The sequence below is a fragment of the Micromonospora sp. NPDC048842 genome (assembly GCF_040649935.1).
GTDB lineage: Bacteria > Actinomycetota > Actinomycetes > Mycobacteriales > Micromonosporaceae > Micromonospora > Micromonospora hortensis.
This window is the reverse complement of the sequence record NZ_JBEZGK010000007.1, coordinates 73,562-89,713: the sequence shown is the minus strand read 5'-3', so window position 1 is coordinate 89,713 and position 16,152 is coordinate 73,562. Positions and strand designations below refer to the sequence as shown.

Sequence of the window (16,152 nt, the reverse complement as noted above, 5' to 3'; positions counted from 1 at the left end):
GGCCGTCGGGTCGTTGCTCAGTGCGTGCCGTCCGAGTTGTTGGACGGCGCGATCCCGCCGACCGACGCCTGCGCGCCGTCGGCCTGGGCCTGCGCCTTGAGCTTGTCCTTCTCCGCAGGGGTGAGCACGGGCGGCTCGGTGGAGGGCTGGCGCTTGCCGAAGCCGTTGTACGGCGCCAGCGGCGGGCGCTTGACCACCCGGGAGCAGATCCGCGCCATGTCGGCAGTGGAGAGGGTTTCCTTCTCCATCAGCTCGAGCACGATGTTGTCCAGGACGTCCCGGTATTCCACCAGGATCTCCCAGGCCTCGTCGTGCGCCAGCTCGACCAGTGCCCGCATCTCGCCGTCGATCTCGGCGGCCACCGAGTCCGAGTAGTCCCGCTCGTGGCCCATGTTGCGGCCGAGGAACGGCTCGTCCCCGCTGGTGCCGTACTTGATCGCGCCGAGCTTGGAGCTCATGCCGTACTGGGTGATCATCGCGCGGGCCAGTTGGGTGGCCTTCTCGATGTCGTTGCCAGCGCCGGTGGTCGGCTCGTGGAAGACCAGTTCCTCGGCGGCGCGACCGCCCAGGGCGTACGCCAGGGTGTCGATCATCTCGGCACGGGTCTGGGTGTACTTGTCTTCGGTCGGGAGCACCAGGGTGTGGCCCAGCGAGCGACCACGGGACAGGATCGTCACCTTGTGCACCGGCGCGGCGTGGGGCAGCGCCCAGGCGACCAGCGCGTGGCCACCCTCGTGGTACGCGGTGATCTTCTTTTCGTTGTCGCTCATGACGCGCGTCCGCCGCTGCGGACCGGCGACCACCCGGTCGATCGACTCTTCCAGCGAGTCGTTGGTGATCGCCCGCTGCTCCTTACGAGCGGTGAGCAGGGCCGACTCGTTGATCACGTTGGCCAGGTCGGCGCCGCTGAAGCCCGGGGTGCGACGGGCCACGGCGTCGAGGTCGACGTCGGGCGTGAACGGCTTGCCCTTGGCGTGCACCCGCAGGATGGCCTTGCGGCCCTCCATGTCGGGGGCGTCCACCGGGATCTGCCTGTCGAACCGGCCCGGGCGCAGCAGCGCCGGGTCGAGGATGTCCGGCCGGTTGGTGGCCGCGATCAGGATGACCCCGCCCTTGGTGTCGAAGCCGTCCATCTCGACGAGCAGCTGGTTGAGCGTCTGCTCCCGCTCGTCGTGACCGCCGCCCATGCCGGCGCCACGGTGCCGCCCGACGGCGTCGATCTCGTCGACGAAGACGATCGCCGGGGCGTTCGTCTTGGCCTGCTCGAACAGGTCACGGACCCGGCTGGCGCCGACGCCGACGAACATCTCCACGAAGTCGGAGCCGGAGATGGAGTAGAAGGGCACCCCGGCCTCGCCGGCGACCGCGCGGGCCAGCAGCGTCTTGCCGGTGCCGGGCGGGCCGAACAGCAGCACGCCCTTCGGGATCTTGGCACCCAGGGCCTGGTACTTGGCCGGGTTCTGCAGGAAGTCCTTGATCTCGTACAGCTCTTCGACGGCCTCCTCGGCACCCGCGACGTCCGCGAAGGTCGTCTTCGGAGTGTCCTTGGTGATCATCTTGGCCTTGGACTTGCCAAAGTTGAGCACCCGGGAGCCGCCGCCCTGCATCTGCGACATGAAGAAGAGCAGCAGGAGCACGAGCAGCGCGATCGGCAGCAGGTTGACCAGCAGGCTCACCCAGATGCTGTCCGAGGAGACCTTGGCGTCGGCCGGGCCGGTGACCCGGTTGTTCGCCTTGGCGTCCAGCACCTCGTTCCAGATCTGGTCGCCAGCCTGGTACGGGAACTGGGCCTCGATCTTGTTGGTCTCGGTCTTACCGAACTTGGTCTTCTGAGCCAGGTCCAGCTGGAGCGTCTGCTCCTTGTCCTGGAAGACCACCTTGTTGATCTTGGCGGTGTGCAGTTGATCGAGCGCAACGGAAGTGTCCACGCGGTGGTAGCTGGGACCACTGGTGAACAGTTGACTGAGCACAACGGCGCCGAGGATGACCAGGATGATCCAGACCACCGGTCGGCGGAAGAAACGCGTACGTTCCATACTGTTGTCGAGCGCCGGGGCGCCCGCATCCTCCTGATCGACGTCCTGACCGTCTGATGGTGTCGCCGCGCTGAGCGGCGGCCGGAGCCGCCGTGCGGGCCGGCCTCGACCCCGAGGCGCGAAAACTACCGCGCCGCGGTCATTCGACGGTACACCGTGTACGCGAGGAGTGAGCTTGCGAGCCCCGCAGTGGTGCACCATCAAAAGACCGTGTACGCCAGCAGCGAACCTGCGAGCCCCCGCACTCTGCGCGCCCTCGACATCGACGACACGCACCGTGGGCAGGCCCACCAGCCTCGCAGCCAACGTACGGCGAGTCCGGGTGGAAGCCGGCGTGGCGGGGAGTCCGGCTCGGCCACCCGAGCGCCCGGTCACGCGATCGAGAGGGTCGAGCGCGGAGGAACCTCCGGGCCACCGTGCTACACGGTAACCGCATCAGCTGAGAGCCCGCTGAACGTCGGCTTGATGGATGCCGATGCAAGTAGGGCTCATGTCGACGGGCGGGCCGTCGCGACGGGTCGCTCCGGCGTCAGGAGCGGGCGTAGACCTCGGGCTTGAGCACCCCGACGTACGGCAGCTCCCGGTAGCGCTCAGCGAAGTCGAGGCCGTACCCGACCACGAACTCGGTGGGGATGTCGAAGCCGACGTACTTCACTCCGACCGGCACCTTGACCGCGTCCGGCTTGCGGAACAGTGCGACCACCTCGACGCTGGCCGCCGAGCGCGACTCGAGGTAGCGCAGCAGCCAGGAGAGCGTGAGCCCGGAGTCGACGATGTCCTCGACGACGATCACGTGCCGACCGGCGATGTCCCGGTCCAGATCCTTGAGGATGCGAACCACCCCGGAGGAGGTGGTGCCCTGGCCGTAGGACGAGATGGCCATGAAGTCGAGTTCCGCCGGCGGGCCGTTGCGGCCCAGCGCCCGGGCGAAGTCCGCCATGAACATCACCGCACCCTTGAGTACGCACACCAGCAGCAGCCCGTCGCCCACGTGGGAGTAGTCGGCGGAAACCTGCTTGGCCAGCTCCGCCGTCTTCTCGCGGATCTGCGCCTCAGAGATGATCACGTGGTCGATGTCGGCGTCGTACCAGGAGCCGTCAGCCATGACTCCTAGCCTGCCGTACGTCGGATGGCCTTCGTCGGCGGGGCCGCACCTTTTGGCGCGGTCCCGCCGAGGATTTTCCGGGCAAATGACTCTAATCACGTCAGTTGGTGCGTGACCGCCAGCGGCGACCATCGTCGCTCGGCTTCCAGTCGGCCGAATCGTGGCTGTCGACGGTGAGGCCGGCCGCCGAGGCACCGGCGAGGAGGACGAGGAACAGGAGGATGAACAGGAACTCCATGGCGGCGCTCGCTTTCGCATGATTGCTGTTGGTTTCGCCGCCGGTGCGCACCGGACTGAGACCAGTCTGCGACCTCGCGAAGCGACCGGACAGTGGCAGGAATGCCAGTGGTCATCGATTTACTGCCACCTGTCGGGTTACCCTCGTCACATGCTGCGGTCAGTTGCCGTCCTCGCCCTCGACCAGGTCGCTCCCTTCGAGCTCGGCGTGCTCGCCGAGGTGTTCGGCACCGACCGGACAGCCGACGGTTTCCCCGCCTACCGCTTCCAGGTGTGCAGCCCGGACGGCGCTCCCGTGCGCACCTCGTCCGGCTTCCACCTCACCCCACACGCCGACCTCGGCCCGGTCGACGAGGCCGACCTGGTGGCCATCCCCGCGCACAGCCAGGGCACCACAGTCCCCGGCCCGGTGCTCGACGCGCTCCGCCGGGCCGACGCCCGCGGAGCGCACCTGTTCAGCGTCTGCTCTGGCGCCTTCCTGCTCGGCGAGGCCGGGCTGCTCGACGACCGCGAGTGCACTACCCACTGGCGGTACGTGGACGAGTTGCAACGCCGGCACCCGCGCGCCCGGGTGCGGTGCAACTCGCTCTACGTCCAGGACGGTCGGTTACTCACCAGCGCAGGCACGGCGGCCGGCATCGACGCGTGCCTGCACCTGATCCGCCAGGAGCACGGCTCGGCCACAGCGACCCGGCTGGCCCGGCGGATGGTGGTCCCGCCGCACCGCGACGGCGGCCAGTCCCAGTACGTCGAGGCGCCCATCCCGAAGGCGCCCGAGGCACCCACCCTCGAACCGGTGCTGGAGTGGCTGATGGGTCACCTGGACCGGACGATCACAGTGGAGGAGTTGGCCGCCCGCGCCGGTATGGCGCCCCGCACGTTCGCCCGCCGGTTCCGCGCCGAGACCGGCACCACCCCGCACGACTGGCTCACCAACCAGCGGGTGCTGCTCGCCCGGCGGCTGCTGGAGGAAACGCCGTTGAGCGTGGAGGCGGTCGCCGACCAGTCCGGCTTCGGCGACGCGGCTGCGTTGCGCCACCACTTCAGTCGCCGGGTCGGTGCCACCCCGCACAGCTACCGGACCACCTTCCGGGACCGGGCGCACAGCGGCTGAGACCGGCAGGTCAGGTCAGGCGGGGCGCACCGGTGCCAGCCGGCCGTCGCGGCGGAGCACCCGGACACCGCCGGGCAGGTCGACCGGGCCCTGACCGTGCCAATCGGTCACCAGGGCGTCCAGGGCGGCGACGTGCCGGTGCGACAGGGCGCCGGGCAGCGCGCCCAACTCACGGGCCCAGGAGTGCAGCACCCGGCCGCGCACGGCGGGAACCAGGCCGAGCAGCGCCGGCACGGACAGCCCTCCGTCGGGGCACCGGGCCGCCGCCAGCGCCGTCCCCGCCAACTCGTCGAGCGCGGCGTTGTCGGCGGCCACCAGCCGGGCGGTCCGCGCCAGGTTGTCCACCACGCCCGGCCCGAGCGCCCGCACCAGCGCCGGCAGCAGTTCGCCCCGCACCCTCGACCGGGCGTACGACGGGTCGCTGTTGTGCGGGTCCTGCCACGGGCTCAGCCCGAGGACGGCGCAGGCGGCGCGCGTCTGTTCCCGAGCGATCTCCAGCAGCGGGCGCAGCAGTGGCACCCCGCCCAGATCGCGCCGGGCGGGCATCCCGGCCAGCCCTCGGGGGCCGGAGCCCCTGGCGAGCGCGAGCAGCACCGTCTCCGCCTGGTCGTCACGGGTGTGCCCGGTGAGCACCGCGACGGCGTTCTGCTGCCGGGCCGCTTCGGTCAGCGCCTGGTAGCGGGCCTCACGGGCGGCCGCCTCCGGCCCGCCGGGACGCCCGGCCACCTCCACCCGGACCACCGTCGCCGACGCGAACCCGACAGCTCGCCCCCAGGTGGCCACCGCCTCGGCGCGCTCCGCGGAGCCGTCCTGCAAGCCGTGGTCGACGGTGACGAGCGCCGCGGCGCGGCCCAGCCGCGGCGCCACGAAGACGGTGGCCGCCGCGAGTGCGAGCGAGTCGGCACCACCGGAGCAGGCAACCAGCACCGGACCGCCGGACGGCACACCGGTCAGGGCGCGGCGGACCGCCACCCGGATCGCGGCCACCGGCGGAGCGAGCGCGGCCACCGGCGGGTGGTCAGCCAGCGGCCGGGATGGTGCCGGCCGGGCCGTGCACCCGGGCGACCCAGGCGTCCGGGTCATCCAGCTCCGACAGTCGAGGCAGGGTCAACGGCGAGTTGAAGATCGAGTTGAACCCGTCCATGCCGACGCGTTCCACCACCCCGTGCACGAACTTGCGCCCCTCGGCGTACTGGCGCATCTTGACATCAACCCCGAGCAGCCGGCGGATCGCCTTCTCCAGCGGGTTGCCCGCCTCCCGGCGTCGGTTGAACGACGCCCGGATCCGCTCCACGCTCGGGATCACCTGCGGGCCGACGCCGTCCATCACGAACTCGGCGTGCCCCTCGAGCAGTGTCATCAAAGCGGTGAGCCGGTCCAGTACGGCCCGCTGTGCCGGGGTCTGCACGATGTCCAGCACGCTGGTGCGGCTTTCCGAGTCACGGACCGCGTCGGACAACGTGGCCACCCCGCGCCGCAACCGCTCGACCAGGTGCTCACTTCCGCTGGACGAGGCGTCGACGAACGCCTGCACCTCGCTGAGGAAATAGGCCCGCATCCACGGCACCGCGGTGAACTGGGTGCGGTGGGTGACCTCGTGCAGACACACCCAGAGCCGGAAGTCCCGAGGGTCGGCGCCGATCTTGCGCTCCACCTCGACGATGTTCGGTGCGACAAGCAGCAGTTGGCCCGGGTCAGCCGAGAAGACCTCGTACTGGCCGAGCACCCGGCCGGAGAGGTAGGCCAGCACCGTCCCGGCCTGCACCCCGGTGAGCCGGGACCCGATCGCCTCGGTCAACGCGCCCGGTTGCTTGTCGCCGGAGAGCCGACTCACCAGCGGTGTGATCACCTCGCGGAGACCGGCGATGTTCGTCGCGGCCCAGTCGCGGCGATCCACCACCCGGACCGGCGGATGCGACACCTGCGCCCGCAACCCCGTGTAGTCGGCCACGTGCCCGGCGGCCTCGTCGGTCAGCCGACGCAGGTCGCCGACCACGTCGGTGGCTTCCGCGTACGACACGCGGGGGCCAGACTTGCTCAACGCCCCCGCGGTGGCGGCGGCCAGATCCCAGTCCACGAACTGCGCCATGAACCCACCGTACCCGCGCCGCGACACCCCGGCCCGGGCTCGCGCCCTCGATCGACGCCGATGGCGACCGCGTCACCCCCGGACCGGCGACGGTCAGCCGCAGCCGCAGCCGGCCAGCGCGGCGGCGATCCGGTCCAGTGCCGGCTGGGCGGTCTCCCTGTCACCCGGCACCTTGTCGGTGAGCACCGCGAAGGTCAACAGGCGACCATCGGCGGTGGTGACCAGGCCCGCGACGGAGTGCACACCGGTCAGGGTGCCGGTCTTGGCCCGGACGCTGCCCGCGCCCGCGGCCGTGCCGGCGGCGGTGCGGTAGCGCTCGTTCAGAGTCCCGGACCAACCGCCCACCGGCAGACCACCGAAGACGCCGGCCAGCTCCGGATGGTCCGGACTGGCGGCCAGGCGGATCAGATCGGTCAGCAGCGACGGGCTGATCCGGTTGAGCCGGGACAGGCCGCTGCCGTCGGAGACGCTGATCTCGTCGGCGGGCAGGCCCAGTTCCGCCACCTCGGCGTCCATTGCGGCGGCGCCGCCGTCGAACGAGGCGGGCTGTCCGCGGGCCAACGCGACCTGCCGGGCGAGTGCCTCTGCCACCAGGTTGTCGCTCTCGCTGATCATGACGTCGACCAGCCGGATCAGCGGCGGGGACTGCACAACGCCCAGTTCGGTACCCGGTGCCGGGCTGGCACCGGTCGCCGCCTGCGGCGGGGCAGCTCCCCGCTTCACGGCGGAGGTCGGCACCCCGAGCAACCGGGCGAACGCCTTGCCGGCGGCGAGGTCCGGCTCGGCGAACCGCTGGGCGGACCCGTGCTCGACCCCCGGGTCGGTACGCGCGCCGTCGGTCATCAACGCGGTCATCGCGCCGCCCGAACCGCCGGTGGGGATGTCGTCGTCCCAGCCAGGGCCGTAGACCGGGCCGGAGTAGACCGAACCGTCGACCGTGACACTGGTCGGGGGCGTGCCTCCGAGCGCGGTACGCACCTGGTTGGCCAGGTCGTCGAGGCGCGCCGCACCCGGGTAGTAGCCCTTCTTGTTGATCGCGAGGGTCGGGTCCCCGCCCCCGACGATCACCACCTCGCCGGCCTTCGCGCCGGCCACGGCACGAGTGGGGATCCGGTAGCCGGGCCCGCGGGCCGCCAGCACTGTCACAGCGGTCGCCAGCTTCGTCACCGAGGCGGGCACGGTGCCGTCGTCCGCCCCCTTGGCGAACAGCGTCTGACCGGTGATCACGTCGGCGACCGAGACGTTCACCCGGTCGCCCAGGGTGGCGACGCCGACCAGTGGATCGAGCACGGCCCGCACCCCGTCCGGGGTGGGCACCGGGGCGTTCGAATCCGGGCCGCCCAGCACGTCCGACGGGGCGGGTTCCGGAGTCACGCCGGCCGCTTGCGGCCCGGACCCGGCGTCGTCGCCCAGCCACCCGGCGACCGGGCCGGGACGGGTGATCACGACTCCGACGCTGGCGAGCACCAGCAGGAGCACGGCGGCCAGCAGCACCGGCAGCCGCCTCCGACGGCGCGTCTCGGCGGCTGCGGGCGCGGGCGCAGGCTCGGCGTCGGCGGGTGCCGGCAACGCGGAGATCGGCGGGCCCACCGGGGGGACCCCGCCAGTGCCGGAAGCGGTCAGCGCGGGACCGAACGACGGGCTGAGCGGCGCAGGGCTGACCGGGACCGTGGCACTGCCGCGTGGCGGGCCGCTCACCGGTTGATCACCGCCGGCTACCGGGAAGTGACCCGCGTTCGGAGCGGGCGACGCCGGCCCGGCCGGCGGGCGCCAGGGCAGCGGCGGGGGCCGCTCGGGCACCGTTTCCGGTGCCGGGGCCGGAGCTTCGGGTGCCCGTGGGAGGTGCGCCTCCGGCACCGGGACCCGCCCCTTGGCACTGCCGGAGCCGGATCGTCCGGTACCGTGCGCGGAGCCCCCGTCCGGGCGGTAGTGTGAATCTTCCCTCCCCACGACCCCCTCCTCCCCCAGCGAAAATCGGCTTGGGTGACACTACTTCGGTCCGAAGACTATGCGGCGGCCGGAGTCGGCGGGTGGGCATTCACCTGTCCGGAGGGGTCGCCAGTGGTTCCGTTAGCCAGCGTGGGCAGACGAGGGAGCGTGCAGATGGATTTCGACGTGACGGTTGAGATCCCCAAAGGTCACCGGAACAAGTACGAGGTGGACCACAAGACCGGCCGGATCCGGTTGGACCGCACCCTCTTCACCTCCACCCAGTACCCGGCCGACTACGGGTTCATCGAGGGCACCCTCGGCGAGGACGGCGACCCGCTGGACGCGCTGGTGCTGGTCCCCGAGCCGACCTTCCCGGGCTGCCTGATCCGCTGCCGCACCATCGGCATGTTCCGGATGACCGACGAGAAGGGCGGGGACGACAAGGTCCTCTGCGTGCCCTACGAGGATCCTCGCCAGGAGCACCTGCGCGACATCCACCACCTCGGCGAGTTCGACCGCCTGGAGATCCAGCACTTCTTCGAGGTGTACAAGGACTTGGAGCCCGGCAAGTCGGTGGAGGGCGCGACCTGGGTCGGCCGCACCGAGGCCGAGGCCGAGATCCACGCCTCCTACAAGCGAGCCAGGGACGCCGAGGCCCGCGGCGAATCCATGCACTGACGACCGCTGACGCACCGGGCCCGGGGGCCGCTCAACCGAGCAGCCCTCGGGCCCGGTCGTACAGGTCGAGCACTGCGCAGGCGATCGGCACCACGGCGACCACCAGGGCCGTGTCGGTGAGGTCCGCGATCCTCCCGAGGTACGGCGAGACCGGCCGGCGGGCGTACCCGGTGCCGCTGGCGACCGCCACCAGGGCCAGCGCAGCCCCGCCCAGGACCAGCACCAACCGCCCGGTCCCGTCGGCCCGAGCGACCAGCACGGCACCCAGCGCCGCGTAGCCGGCCAGCCCGGCGAGCACCGTCGGCACCCGGTGTCGCAGCGCCACGAACAGCCGCGACCGCAGCAGCAGCACGGCCGAGGTGACCGCCACCAGCACCCGGCCGGCCGTGCCACCGGCGACCACCAGTACGACAGCGGTGGCCGCCACCAGCAGGGCGTGGCCGATCAGCATCCCGGTGAGAATCTCCTCGGTGCGGATCACCGCGGCGTGCACCCGACCCCGGTCCGGCAGATCCCGCACCCGCTCCGGCTCCTCCGCCGAGGTGGCGGCCGGCAGGGTGATCGGCGGCAGGGGCAGCTTGCCCAGTCGGATGGCCAGCAGCGGAATCACGCCGACGGCGAAGACCAGTGCGCTGAGCAGCACCGCCGCCGTACCGGCCGTGGTCATCAGCAGCCCACCGAGCGCGGCCGCCGCGCCGACCAGGCCGACAGTGACACCGGCCACGAAGACCCGCAGCCGACTGGCCACCCCGAGGAGACCGATCAACGCGGCCAGCAGCAGCGCGACCGAGCCGGCCAGCAGTTCGGGAGCGCCCACCCAGCGGACCGGCCCGATCGGCCCGACCGGGTCGCCGGAGCCGACGGCCAGGGCACCGGCAGTGAACGCGTACGGCAGCGCGTAGCCGCCGAGCGTCGCCCCTGCGGCGCCGTCCCCGTTGGCACGGGAGGCGACCGCGCCGGCCACTGTGAGCACCAGCGCCACCGCGACGGCCGTCAGCCAACCGACCCGGAGCGTCGGGCCACCGGCGAGCAGCGCGAGCAGTCCGACCCCGAGCGGTACGGCGGCACCGGCCAGACCGGCTGCCCGGGTGGCGGTCGGCGACCAGGCGCCGCCGCGGCGGCGTGCACCGTCGGCGATCGCCTCGATGACGTCGTCGTACTCCAACTCGGGCCAGTGCGCGCGGGCCGGCACGAGGTGCAGCACCTCACCGTCGCGGACCCCCTGCGGCAGGAGCGCCTGTGCGGTAACCAGCAACGCCCCGTCGGTGCGGCGGAGCACCCAACCGCCGTGCTGCTCGCCGTCGTCGGCGAGCCCGACACCGGCGTGCCGGAGCACGTCGGGCAGCAACTCGGCCAGGGGCACCTGCTCCGGCAGGGCGACGTCCACCCGTCGTTGCGGCGCGCTGATGGTGACGCGTGCCAGCCCGGTAGTCATCGACTGGTCTCCATATCGACTGGGATCGGAGGCTGCGCGGACGACAGGACTTTACCTACCATGAGCCAGGCTCGGGTTACCCAGCGCTGTCAGGAGGCCGAGTGTCCACCGTCGTCATCAAGCGCCCGCCGCGCCGACCAGCGCCGGAGATTCCCGCCGGTGAGCTGTCGGTCGACGCACCGCCGGAGATCCCCGTGGTGACCGGCGGGCGGTGGCAGCAGATGCTCATGCTGCTGCCCATGCTCGGCGGCACGGTCGCGATGGCGATGATGTTCGGTCGGGGCGGTGGGGCCTACTCGTACGTGGTGGGCGGCATGTTCGGGCTCTCCTCGTTGGCGATGCTCGTGACGTCCTGGGGCAGTGCCTCCGGCACCCCGAAGAAGTCCGAGATGATGGCCGCCCGCAGGGAGTACCTACGCCACCTGGCCACGCTGCGGCGGCGGGTCCGACGGACCGCGGGCCAGCAACGGGCCGGGGTCTTCTACAGGCATCCGGATCCGGGCCGGCTCTGGTCGACCGTGGACAGCCACCGGGTCTGGGAGCGGCGCCCGGCCGACCCCGATTTCGCTGTGGTGCGGGTCGCCGTCGGGCCGCAGACACTGGCCACCCCACTGGTCCCACCGGTCACCCGGCCGCTGGAGGAGCTCGAGCCGATGACCGCCGGCGCGCTACGCCGCTTCCTGGACGCGTACTCCGTGGTTCCGGACCTGCCGGTGGCGCTGTCGCTGCGCAGCTTCGCCCGGGTGCACGTGCGATCCGCCGGCCGCGGCCGGGCGACCACCCCGACCACCGGCGGGCCACCCACCGGCGACCCGGCGGCACAGGCGCTGGTCCGGGCCGTGCTGACCCAGTTGGCGGTCTTCCACGCCCCCGACGAGCTGCTCGTCGCGGTCTGCGCCGGGCCGGAGCGCCGCGCCTGCTGGGAGTGGGTGAAGTGGCTCCCGCACGCCCACCATCCCGCCCGCACCGACGCGCTCGGCCCGGTACGCCTGGTCACCAGCTCGGCCGCCGAGCTGGAGTCGCTGCTGGCCGACGTGCTGGCCACCCGGTCCCGGTTCAGCCCGGCCGGCCCGGCCACCGACGGTCCGCACGTGGTGGTGGTCCTCGACGGCGGCGACCTGACCGGTGCAAGTGACCTGACCGGCGACGGCGGCATCGACGCGGTCACAGTGCTGGACCTGGACACCCCGCCGCCCCGACTGCTGGACCGGTACGCGCTGCTGCTGGAGTTGCACGGCCGGCGGCTGCACTCGCGGTCGTCCGACGGGCACGCCGAGGTGGGCACCGCCGACCAGTTGGACCTGGCCGACGCCGAAGCGGTCGCCCGACGGTTGGCGCCGCTGCGTCTCGCCGGCGCGGCCAGAGGGCCGGACGCCCCGCTCCAGGCCGACCTGGGCCTCCCCGAGCTGCTGGGCCTCGGTGACCCGGAGAGCTTCACTGCGGAACAGGGCTGGTTGCCGCGCTCGGCACGAGACCGGTTGCGGGTGCCGATCGGGGTGGGCGCGGACGGCGGCGCCATCGAGCTGGACCTCAAGGAGTCCGCCCAGGACGGCATGGGCCCGCACGGCCTGCTCATCGGGGCGACCGGCTCCGGCAAGTCCGAGCTGCTCCGCACGCTGGTGCTGGGGCTCGCCGCCACGCACAGCTCCAAGCAGCTCAACTTCGTGCTCGTCGACTTCAAGGGTGGCGCCACCTTCACCTCGTTCGACAGGCTGCCGCACACCGCGGCCGTGATCACCAACCTGGCCGACGCGTTGCCCCTTGTCGACCGCATGGTGGACGCGATCAACGGGGAGTTGGTGCGCCGCCAGGAGTTGCTGCGGCGGGCCGGCAACTTCGCCAGCGTGCGCGACTACGAGCGGGCCAGGGCGGCCGGCAGCCCGCTCGCCCCGCTGCCGTCGTTGCTGCTGATCTGCGACGAATTCTCGGAGCTGCTCTCCGCCAAGCCCGACTTCATCGACCTGTTCGTGCAGATCGGTCGGCTGGGCCGGTCGCTCGGCGTGCACCTGCTGCTCGCCAGCCAGCGCCTGGAGGAGGGCCGGCTCCGCGGGTTGGACACCCACCTCTCGTACCGGATCGGGTTGCGCACCTTCTCGGCGCTGGAGTCCCGGACGGTGCTCGGCGTGGCGGACGCGCACGAGCTGCCCCGCTCACCGGGCCACGGCTACCTGCGTGCCGGCACCGACCCGCTGGCCCGCTTCAAGGCCGCGTACGTCTCCGGTGCCGTCCGCCGTCGGGCCGCGTCGGGCGGCGTCGCCACCGAGGGGGGCGCGCGGCTGCTCACCTTCACCACCCATGTCGTACCGGTGCCCGAGCCGACGGCCCCGGTCGTGCCCGTCGTCACGGAGGAGGAGGGCACCAGGACGCTGCTCGACCTGCTGGTGGACCGGCTCGTCGGGCAGGGCCCGCCGGCGCACCAGGTCTGGCTCCCGCCGCTCGGCCAGCCACCGGCCCTGGACGAGCTGCTCGGTCCGGTCGAGGTGCACCCGAAACGCGGGCTGACAGTCGGCAACCCGGAGCTGCACGGGGCACTCGGCGTGCCGATGGCGGTGGTGGACAAACCGTTGGAGCAGCGCCGGGACCTGCTCTGGCTGGCTCTGGACGGCGCTGCCGGGCACGTCGCTGTGGTCGGTGCGCCGCAGAGCGGCAAGTCCACAGCCCTGCGCACGCTGATCTGCGCGCTGGCGCTCACCCACACACCGGCCGAGGTGCAGGTCTACTGCCTCGACTTCGGCGGCGGCGGGTTGGCCGCGCTGCGCGACCTTCCGCACGTCGGCGGGGTGACCGGCCGCGCCGACCCGACCGCCGTACGACGCACCGTCGGCGAGATGACCACCCTGTTGGTCGACCGGGAACGCCGCTTCGCGGAGCTGGGCGTGGAGTCGATGGCCGCGTACCGGCAGCGTCGAGGGGCAGCGGGGACGGCAGGCCAGCCGGGAGCCGACCCGTACGGCGACGTGTTCCTGGTGATCGACGGGTGGAGCACCATCCGCGGGGAGTACGACGACCTGGAGCCACTCGTCACCGACCTCGCCACCCGGGGCCTGTCGTACGGGGTGCACGTGGTCGCCACGGGGCTGCGCTGGCTGGATTTCCGCCCGGCGATCCGGGACCTGTTCGGCTCCCGGCTGGAGCTGCGCCTCGGGGACCCGACCGACTCGTTGGTGGCCCGGCGCGCGGCCGCCAACGTGCCCGAGCGCTCCGGCCGGGGGGTGACCGCTGAGGGCCTGCACTTCCTCACCGCGCTGCCCCAGCTCGGTACCGCCGGCGGCGACACCGCCGACCTGGTCAAGAGGGTCGCCGACGGGTGGGCGGGCGCTCCGGCGCCCCGGGTGCGGCTCCTGCCGCCGGTGCTGCCGTACGCCGATCTGGACCTCGCCTCGACGACCGGGCTGCGGCTGCCGATCGGGATCGCGGAGGCGGACCTGCGCCCGGTGTTGCTCGACTTCGCCACCGAGCCGCACTTCGTGGTCTTCGGGGATTCGGAGTGCGGCAAGTCGTCGTTCCTGCGCGCGCTGGCCACGTCGATCATCACCCGGTTCACTCCCGAGCAGGCCCGGGTGATCCTCGTCGACTACCGGCGCAGCCTGCTCGGTGCCATCGAGACGCCACACCTGATCGGGTACGGCACCGCGGCGGCACACACCGCCGACCTGGTCGAGTCGGCCGCCGGTTACCTGGAGCGGCGGGCTCCCGGGCCGGAGGTCACCCCGCAGCAGCTGCGGGACCGGTCCTGGTGGTCCGGGCCGGAGCTGTTCGTGCTGGTGGACGACTACGACCTGGTGGCGGCGGGGCCGGCGAACCCGTTGCGCGCACTGGAGGAGCACCTTCCGCACGCCCGGGACATCGGGCTGCACCTGGTGCTGGCCCGCCGGTCCGGTGGGGCGAGCCGGGCACAGTACGAGCCGATCGTGCAGCGCCTGCGCGAGCTGTCCACGGCCGGCCTGGTGATGGCGGGCAGCCCCGAGGAGGGCGCGCTCGTCGGGCCGGTGCGCCCCGGACCGCTGCCGCCGGGGCGTGGTCGGCTGGTCACCCGGCGGGAGGGCGTACGCCTTGTTCAGCTGGCGCAACTGCCGCCGCAATGACCTGACTCGCCGGTTCTTCCCGTGACGGGTGGGGAAACCGGTAATCTCCGATCGTCATGGTTCCGTCGGGATGAATGGCTGGGTATGTGACTGGGGTGCGGCACAGCGGTCCGTCAGCGGCCCGACGAGCGACCGGCCGGGCGCTGCTCGGCGTGGCCGCGGCGCTTGCCGTCGTGGCCCCGACCGCGGCAGCCGTGCCGGTCGCCACGCCCACCAACGGTGGACAGCTCGCCGGCGCGCCGATGGCGTTCGCCCCCGGTGACGCCATCGCCCGCACCGACCAGGTCCGCGACGAGCAGTGGCAGCTCGACGAGTTGCAGGCCGAGACGGCGTGGCGCAGTTCGACCGGCCGGGGCGTGACAGTGGCGGTGGTCGACTCCGGAGTGGACGGAAACCACCCCGACCTGGTTGGCCAGGTGCTGCCCGGCAAGGACCTGGTCGGCCCCGGTGGTGCGCCGGGCCCGGATCCGGTGGGTCACGGCACCACTGTCGCCGGCCTGATCGCCGGGCGCAACGACGACAAGCGGGGCGTGGTCGGCCTTGCACCGGACGCCCGGATCCTGCCGGTCCGCGTGCTCGATGAGGAGAACCGGTACGACGACGCGCTGATCGTCGCCCAGGGGGTCCGCTGGGCGGTCGACAACGGCGCCCGCGTGATCAATCTGTCGCTGGGCGGCAGCGGCGACAGCCCGGCCCTGGCCGCCGCCCTGGACTACGCGTTCGTCCGGGACGTGGTCGTGATCGCCTGCACCGGCAACCTGGCCACCTCCACCAGCACCAAGGTCTGGTATCCGGCGCGGGAGCCGGGCGTGATCGCGGTCTCCGGTCTCGAACGCAGCAGCGACAACATGTGGTCCGGCTCGATCACCGGCCGGGCGACGGTGCTCACCGCCCCCGCCAGCGGGCTGGTCGGCGCCAAGCCTCCCAGCGGGTACTGGCGGGTGCAGGGCACCAGCTTCGCCGCGCCACTGGTGGCGGCGACCGCCGCGCTGGTCCGATCCCGCTATCCGCAGATGCCAGCCGGTGAGGTGGTCAACCGGTTGTTGGCCACCGCCCGGGACCTGGGCCCCACCGGGCGGGACGACCGCTTCGGGTACGGGGTGGTCGACCCGGTGGCCGCGTTGACCGCTCAGGTGCCGCCGGTGACCGCCAACCCGCTGGACGACCAGACGTCGCCGGGCGTGACCGGTTTCGGTCCGGCGCCCGGCTCGGTCGACGACGATCCGGTGGCCGGTGCCGGTGCCGATCCACTCGGTCTCGCGGCGTCCGGTCAGCAGAGCCGCTGGACGGCTCGGGCGGCGGGCGGTCAGGACACCTCCGCTCCGAAGCAACTGTGGACCACTGTCGTGCTCCTCGTCGCTCTGGTCGGTGGTGCGGCAGTGATGGTGCGCCGGCTGCGTCAGCGGACTCGTTGATCGAGGCCGACCGGCAGGCCTGACCG

The 16,152-nt window shown here is 72.4% G+C and carries 11 protein-coding genes; 4 read left to right on the top strand and 7 right to left on the bottom strand.

Translation table 11 applies throughout. From position 1 onward, the window contains the following. Positions 1-17 precede the first annotated feature (17 nt). The 3 genes from ftsH to AB0C19_RS12195 all read right to left on the bottom strand — a co-directional run bounded on the left by ftsH (position 18) and on the right by AB0C19_RS12195 (position 3,430). Positions 18-2,036 carry an ATP-dependent zinc metalloprotease FtsH gene (ftsH, locus tag AB0C19_RS12205; protein WP_357183385.1) on the bottom strand — a complete coding sequence of 673 codons (2,019 nt, stop codon included), beginning with the start codon at positions 2,034-2,036 and terminating at the stop codon, positions 18-20. 529 nt (positions 2,037-2,565) lie between these two features. Continuing rightward, entirely contained in the window at positions 2,566-3,141 is a 576-nt protein-coding gene (gene hpt / locus AB0C19_RS12200; RefSeq protein WP_357183382.1) for a hypoxanthine phosphoribosyltransferase, read from the bottom strand. 100 nt (positions 3,142-3,241) lie between these two features. Further along, the gene (locus AB0C19_RS12195; protein ID WP_357183940.1) at positions 3,242-3,430 is read right to left on the bottom strand and encodes a hypothetical protein; all 189 of its coding nucleotides are present in this window, start codon (positions 3,428-3,430) and stop codon (positions 3,242-3,244) included. Between the two features lie 99 nt (positions 3,431-3,529). On the opposite strand from AB0C19_RS12195, the gene AB0C19_RS12190 reads away from it, so the two are divergent. Then, complete coding sequence (locus tag AB0C19_RS12190) at positions 3,530-4,492, top strand: helix-turn-helix domain-containing protein (protein ID WP_203121473.1); 963 nt, start codon at positions 3,530-3,532, stop codon at positions 4,490-4,492. A gap of 15 nt (positions 4,493-4,507) precedes the next feature. On the opposite strand, the gene tilS is transcribed toward AB0C19_RS12190, so the two are convergent. The 3 genes from tilS to dacB form a co-directional block, all read right to left on the bottom strand. Continuing rightward, on the bottom strand, positions 4,508-5,500 hold the full coding sequence (gene tilS / locus AB0C19_RS12185) for a tRNA lysidine(34) synthetase TilS (RefSeq protein ID WP_357183378.1): 993 nt from the start codon (positions 5,498-5,500) through the stop codon (positions 4,508-4,510). 10 nt (positions 5,501-5,510) lie between these two features. Further along, complete coding sequence (locus tag AB0C19_RS12180; protein ID WP_357183375.1) at positions 5,511-6,581, bottom strand: zinc-dependent metalloprotease; 1,071 nt, start codon at positions 6,579-6,581, stop codon at positions 5,511-5,513. Between the two features lie 93 nt (positions 6,582-6,674). After that, positions 6,675-8,171, bottom strand: a complete 1,497-nt coding sequence (dacB, locus tag AB0C19_RS12175) for a D-alanyl-D-alanine carboxypeptidase/D-alanyl-D-alanine-endopeptidase (protein WP_357183372.1) — start codon at positions 8,169-8,171, stop codon at positions 6,675-6,677. A gap of 513 nt (positions 8,172-8,684) precedes the next feature. On the opposite strand from dacB, the gene AB0C19_RS12170 reads away from it, so the two are divergent. Continuing rightward, complete coding sequence (locus tag AB0C19_RS12170; protein ID WP_099849144.1) at positions 8,685-9,191, top strand: inorganic diphosphatase; 507 nt, start codon at positions 8,685-8,687, stop codon at positions 9,189-9,191. 31 nt (positions 9,192-9,222) lie between these two features. On the opposite strand, the gene eccD is transcribed toward AB0C19_RS12170, so the two are convergent. Beyond that, the gene (eccD, locus tag AB0C19_RS12165) at positions 9,223-10,626 is read right to left on the bottom strand and encodes a type VII secretion integral membrane protein EccD (protein ID WP_357183368.1); all 1,404 of its coding nucleotides are present in this window, start codon (positions 10,624-10,626) and stop codon (positions 9,223-9,225) included. 101 nt (positions 10,627-10,727) lie between these two features. Between eccD and eccCa the strand changes: the two genes are divergently transcribed. Together eccCa and mycP are read left to right on the top strand one after the other, a co-directional pair. Then, complete coding sequence (gene eccCa / locus AB0C19_RS12160) at positions 10,728-14,711, top strand: type VII secretion protein EccCa (protein WP_357183366.1); 3,984 nt, start codon at positions 10,728-10,730, stop codon at positions 14,709-14,711. Between the two features lie 74 nt (positions 14,712-14,785). After that, complete coding sequence (gene mycP, locus AB0C19_RS12155) at positions 14,786-16,126, top strand: type VII secretion-associated serine protease mycosin (RefSeq protein ID WP_357183363.1); 1,341 nt, start codon at positions 14,786-14,788, stop codon at positions 16,124-16,126. Positions 16,127-16,152 lie beyond the last annotated feature (26 nt).